Origin of the sequence: Streptomyces albidus (ex Kaewkla and Franco 2022) (assembly GCF_013870515.1) — a bacterium.
Classification (GTDB): Bacteria; Actinomycetota; Actinomycetes; order Streptomycetales; family Streptomycetaceae; genus Streptomyces; species Streptomyces albidus.
The window spans coordinates 1-5,363 of record NZ_JACBXA010000329.1; the positions used below are offsets into that span (position 1 = coordinate 1).

The 5,363-nt window shown below is 70.6% G+C and carries 6 protein-coding genes; 4 read left to right on the forward strand and 2 right to left on the reverse strand.

What is annotated here, in order from left to right; all coding sequences use genetic code 11:
- Positions 1-1,022: serine/threonine-protein kinase (locus H5J26_RS28025; RefSeq protein WP_181768764.1), on the reverse strand; the 1,022-nt coding region annotated here is incomplete at its 3' end.
- Between the two features lie 221 nt (positions 1,023-1,243).
- Here H5J26_RS28025 and H5J26_RS28030 point away from each other — a divergent pair.
- The 4 genes from H5J26_RS28030 to H5J26_RS28045 all read left to right on the forward strand — a co-directional run bounded on the left by H5J26_RS28030 (position 1,244) and on the right by H5J26_RS28045 (position 4,898).
- Positions 1,244-1,882, forward strand: a complete 639-nt coding sequence (locus tag H5J26_RS28030; RefSeq protein ID WP_181768765.1) for a DUF4956 domain-containing protein — start codon at positions 1,244-1,246, stop codon at positions 1,880-1,882.
- 136 nt (positions 1,883-2,018) lie between these two features.
- The gene (locus H5J26_RS28035; protein ID WP_181768766.1) at positions 2,019-3,416 is read left to right on the forward strand and encodes an aspartate aminotransferase family protein; all 1,398 of its coding nucleotides are present in this window, start codon (positions 2,019-2,021) and stop codon (positions 3,414-3,416) included.
- 21 nt (positions 3,417-3,437) lie between these two features.
- Positions 3,438-4,151, forward strand: coding sequence for a GntR family transcriptional regulator (locus tag H5J26_RS28040; protein WP_181768767.1), 714 nt, complete (start codon positions 3,438-3,440; stop codon positions 4,149-4,151).
- A gap of 93 nt (positions 4,152-4,244) precedes the next feature.
- Complete coding sequence (locus H5J26_RS28045) at positions 4,245-4,898, forward strand: hypothetical protein (RefSeq protein ID WP_181768768.1); 654 nt, start codon at positions 4,245-4,247, stop codon at positions 4,896-4,898.
- Between the two features lie 21 nt (positions 4,899-4,919).
- On the opposite strand, the gene H5J26_RS28050 is transcribed toward H5J26_RS28045, so the two are convergent.
- Positions 4,920-5,363: SLATT domain-containing protein (locus H5J26_RS28050; RefSeq protein WP_181768769.1), on the reverse strand; the 444-nt coding region annotated here is incomplete at its 5' end.

The following is a 5,363-nucleotide window of genomic DNA, read 5'->3' on the forward strand; positions in this document are numbered from 1 at the left end:
GGCTGCGGCGTCGAAGGGGGCGGTGTCGAGGGCCCCGGAGCTGCGGGCGGTGGTGTGGACGGCCCCGGCCCCGCCGTCACGCCGGCGCTCGCGAACCCACCGGCCTGCGTCTCCCCGTCCGGGTCCTCGCTGTCCAGGAGCTGCACCGCGTGCCGTCCGAGCTGCGCCAGCACCTCGCCCGGCAGCCACGTGCCGCTCAACTCGCCTTCCGTACGCGAGATCAGCGTCTCCAGGCCGGGGCGCTTCTCCGGGTCCTTGGTCAGGCAGCCGGAGACGAGGTCGTGCAACTGGCCGGAGAGGCCCGAGAGGTCGGGCTCCTCCTCGGCTATCCGGAAGAGCAACGCGTGCACGCCGCTGTCGGACGTGCCGAACGGCATCCGCCCCGTCGCCGCGTACGCCAGCACGGCACCGAGACAGAAGATGTCGCTGGCCGGTGTGACGTGCTGCCCCCGGACCTGCTCGGGTGACATGAAGCCCGGCGAGCCGACCAGCGCGCCCGTGCGGGTCAGTCCGCCCGCCGACTGGACCGCGGAGTCCAGCGCGCGGGCGATGCCGAAGTCGATGACGCGGGGTCCGTCGATGGTGATGAGGACGTTGGACGGCTTGAGGTCGCGGTGCACCAGACCGGCGCCGTGGATGTCACGCAGCGCCCGCGTCAGCCCGGACGCGAGCGCGCCGACCGAGTCGGCGGGCAGCGGGCCGTACTGGTCGTCGACCACCTCGGCGAGCGACGGGCCCGCGATGTAACCGGTGGCCACCCAGGGGGTTTCGGCTTCGGTGTCCGCATCGAGCACGGGCGCCGTCCAGGTGCCGCCGACACGGCGGGCGGCGGTGATCTCCTGTGAGAAGCGGCGCCGGAAGTCGGGCTGCCTGGCGAGTTCGTTCTTGACGGCCTTCACCGCGACGGTGCGGCCGCGCTGCGAACGGGCGAGGTACACACGGCCCATGCCGCCCTCGCCCAGCCTGCCGAGCAGCCGGTAGTCGCCGATCCAGCGTGGATCGCCCGCGCCGAGCCTTTCCATGAATACCTCTTCCCCCCGGGTGATTCGACTGTCACGAGAATAGGACGGCGGGTGCCGCGCGTCGGCCGCCGCACCGGATCCGATCCGATAACGCGTTCGCCGGTGCACTGAAGGCGCACGGGGAGGGCCCGTATTGAGATGACAAACGTCCAATTCGCCCTTACCGGTGGGGTGAAGACCGTAAAGGCCTCAACAGGGCCCGGTTCCCTTACTTTCCAGCTATGGACCTGATCAGCCAGCTCCTCTCCCATTTCGTACTCGATCTCGCGGCCGTCTCCGTGCTCACATTCGCCGTCTACTATCCGCGGCACCGGCGCCGGGACCTGATTCCCGGCTATCTCGCTCTGAACGTCTCGGTCTTCGCGCTCGCCGCCGCACTCGGGCGCAGCGGCGACAAGGGCGGCATCGCGCTCGGCTTCGGACTGATCGGCGTGCTGTCGATCGTCGGGATACGTGCGGAGTCGATGCAGAGCGAGGAGGTCCCCTACTACTTCACGACGCTCGTCCTCGGCCTCATCTCCGGCCTGCCGAACGTGAGTTTCCTGCTCACGGCCACCCTCTGCGCGCTGCCGCTCGCCGTCGTCTACGCCGCCGGGCACCCGCGGCTCTTCGCCCGTACGCAACGGGCAGTCGTCACCGTCGACGAGGCGGTGACCGAGTCGGAGGCCATCGACACCTTCATCCGGGCCCGCCTGGGAGAGCCGCTCTCGTGGAAGATCCAGGAGGTGGACTACGTACGAGATCTGACCATCGTCGACGTGCGTTACCGCAGAGCCGGAACGATCAAGGGATTCCACAGACGGAGGATGACGGCGGTCGCGTCACCACGGCGTCCGTGGGAGTCGCGAGTGAAGCCGTGAGGCCTGCGTGTCGGTGGAAAACCCCACACTTCGGTCACGACGGGAGACGGGAGCAGGAGAGATACCTAGGCTGTGGGCCGTCCCACCCGGCGCCCTCCCCCCAAAGGGGGGTCCCCGAAGTCGAGGAGCCCGCACAGTGACAAGTACGCCCTCCCGTACGAACGCCGTCCCCGACCCGGCCGCCGGCCAGGCAGTACGGGCTGCCGACCGCGCGCACGTCTTCCACTCGTGGTCCGCGCAGGGCCTGATCGATCCCCTGCCCGTCGCGGGCGGCGAGGGTTCCTACTTCTGGGACTACGACGGCAACCGCTACCTCGACTTCTCCTCCCAGCTCGTCAACACCAACATCGGGCACCAGCACCCCAAGGTCGTCGCCGCGATCCAGGAGCAGGCGGGCCGCATGTGCACCATGGCGCCCGGCTTCGCGATCGACGTGCGGGCGGAGGCGGCACGGCTCGTCGCCCAGCGCACGCCGGGCGACCTGGACAAGATCTTCTGGACGAACGGCGGCGCGGAAGCCGTCGAGAACGCCGTCCGCATGGCGAAGCTGCACACGGGCCGCCCCAAGGTGCTGAGCACCTACCGCTCGTACCACGGCCACACCGCCGCAGCGATCCACTTCACCGGTGAACCGCGCCGCTGGGCCAACGACACCGGCGCAGCCGGCGCCGTGCACTTCTTCGGCCCGCACCTGTACCGCACGCACTTCTACTCCGAGACCCAGGAGCAGGAGTGCGCCCGCGCGCTCGCCCACCTCGAGGAGACCGTCGCCTACGAAGGTCCGGGAACGATCGCCGCGGTCATCCTGGAGACGGTCCCGGGCACCGCCGGCGTGCTCGTGCCGCCGCCGGGCTATCTCGCGGGCGTCCGCGAGATCTGCGACCGCTACGGCATCGTCTTCATCCTCGACGAGGTCATGGCCGGCTTCGGACGCACCGGCGCATGGTTCGCCGCCGACCACTTCGGCGTGATCCCGGACCTGATCACCTTCGCCAAGGGCGTCAACTCCGGCTATGTGCCGCTGGGCGGCGTCGCCATCTCCGCGGAGATCGCGGCCACCTTCGACCAGCGTCCGTACCCCGGCGGGCTCACCTACTCCGGGCATCCCCTCGCCTGCGGCTCGGCCGTCGCCACCATGAACACCATGGCGGAGGAGGGCATCGTCGAGAACGCCGCGCAGGTAGGGGAGAACGTCATCGGCCCCGCCCTGCGCGAGATCGCCGAACGCCACCCCTCCGTGGGCGAGGTGCGCGGCATGGGCACCTTCTGGGCACTGGACCTCGTACGGGACAAGGCGACGCGCGAGCCGCTGGTGCCGTACAACGCGAGCGGTCCGGACAACGCGCCGATGGCGGAGTTCGCGGCCGCGTGCAAGCGCGGCGGGCTGTGGCCCTTCGTCAACATGAACCGCACCCACGTCGTGCCCCCGTGCACGATCACGGAGGCGGAGGCCAAGGAGGGACTGGCCGTCCTGGACGAGGCGCTGAGCGCAGCGGACGCACATACGGGCTCCGGCGCGCCGGCGCGCGGCTGAGCCGGCTCCGAGTCCACGCCGATGATCAAACGCAGCACCCTGCGTGCGCAGATAGCCGCTGCTCTGCGTGACGAGATCCTGGCCGGGAGGTTGCCGGCCGGGAGCCACTTCACGGTCAAGGAGATCGCCGAGCAGTACGGGGTGTCCGCCACACCCGTACGCGAGGCGCTGGTCGACCTGGCGGCGCAGGGTCTGCTCGACGTCGAACAGCACCGGGGCTTCCGGGTCCACGAGTTCACCGCCGGGGACTACCGCGCGATGGTGCAGGCGCGGATGGTGGTCCTCGACGGGCTCTTCCACGGATACCTGGAGGGCGACGGCGCCGTGACCGCGCTCGCCCAAGGTGACGGGCACCCGGGGCCGGGGCTCGCCGTCGAACCCGTGGCAATGGCGTCCGTACGGCGCCGTGCCGAGGCGGCCGTACGGGCCGCCCGCGCCGGCGACCTCGATGTGCTCATCGGCTACGACCTGCGCTTCTGGCGGGAGTTGGGCGACATCATCGGCAACACCTACATCTGCGACTTCCTCGACCGGCTCCGCGTGCAGTGCTGGGTCTTCACCGTGCCCGGCCTGCGCGGCGGACCCGAGGTGGCGAACCGATTGTGGTCCGGGCACCGGGAGTTGCTGGACGCCGTGGAACGCCAGGACGCCGTGGAGGCGCGGCGCATCATGGGTGAGTACCACGGGCACGCGCTGGCTCTGGCCGAGAAGCGCGCAATGCGGCTGTCGCCGTGAACACCGGCCGGGACGCCGCATTACCCTGTGGCGACCGCACGTCGAGAGAGCTGTTGACCGAGCTGCTGACGGAGCTGTGGATGGGAGAACCCCTTGGCATGTGATCTCTGGCTCGTCCCGCTGGTCGATGTGCTGTGTCACAGCGCCGACAACCCCTTCGCGGAAGAGATCGCCGCGTACGACAAGGCCCTCACGGACGCAGGTCTCCCGCCGGTCCCCGTCTACAACTACATGCCGGGTCTGTCCGGGGACGTCGCGCCGATCGCCGGATTCGACTACGACGCGCTGCACTTCCTGCGCAGGGCGCACCTGCTGCACCTGTGCGGCCTCGAGGTCACGCCCGTCGACGAACTGGGCGGGGACTACGAGCAGTTGCTCGAGATGTTCGAGACGACCGCCCAGGAGTCCCACCTCGTGTGGCACTACGACCACGCGGGCGCCTACGTCCCCGTCGACTTCGCCGCTCCGCTCGCCGACGAAGCACTCCTCGACGGCGGAGGCCCGCTCGGCTCCAGTCACGGGCTGCTGCGCGAACTGGAGGCCGTCGCACCGTACTTGGGCATCGACCCGGGCAACCCGCCGCCCACTCCGCCGGCGCCGTCACAGCCGACGGACCTGGAGGAGCCGGCCGCATCGCCGATCGACTACGGGGGCGGCCCCTTCGCCCGGGAACGACACGTCTGGCTGGGGCTGCACGCGGCGGCCACGCGCAGCCTGGCGCAGGGCTCGATGATCGTCTTCAGCTGACCGGCGGGGCCTGCGCCGTGCTCAGCGCAGGCCCTCCGGCGGACGCTGCCGCGGCATGCTCGTGCGGACGACCGGTGACGCGTGCAGGCGCTGGCTGCTCTGCGTGCTCTGCGGCTCCGGCGGGCGGCCGGGGTGCGAAGCGGCGGACTGCAGCCGCAGCGGTGACGGGCCGGACCCGAACTCCAGCATCCAGTCGGCGGTTTCGGCCCGGACGATCTCCGACAAGTCCTCCGTGAAGCGGCGCAGCAGAGCCAGGGCGCGATCGGCTGCCTCGCCGGCGCTCCCCTCCACGGGGCCGAGCACTTCGCGGATGGCTTCGGACGCCCAGTCGTACTGGAGGCCCTCCAGCCGTCGTTGGACGGCCTGCGCGGTGGCGACGTCGCGCATCCAGCCCGTGGTCAGCCCGAAGAACCGGTCACCGCCGACGCACACCGCCGCGCACAGCAGCGCGAGATAGCCCCACGC

Bases quoted from the DNA above. Each gene is read 5' to 3' on its own strand.
- H5J26_RS28030 (WP_181768765.1), top strand. From the start codon at position 1,244: ATGGACCTGATCAGCCAGCTCCTCTCCCATTTCGTACTCGATCTCGCG.
- H5J26_RS28040 (WP_181768767.1), top strand. From the start codon at position 3,438: ATGATCAAACGCAGCACCCTGCGTGCGCAGATAGCCGCTGCTCTGCGT.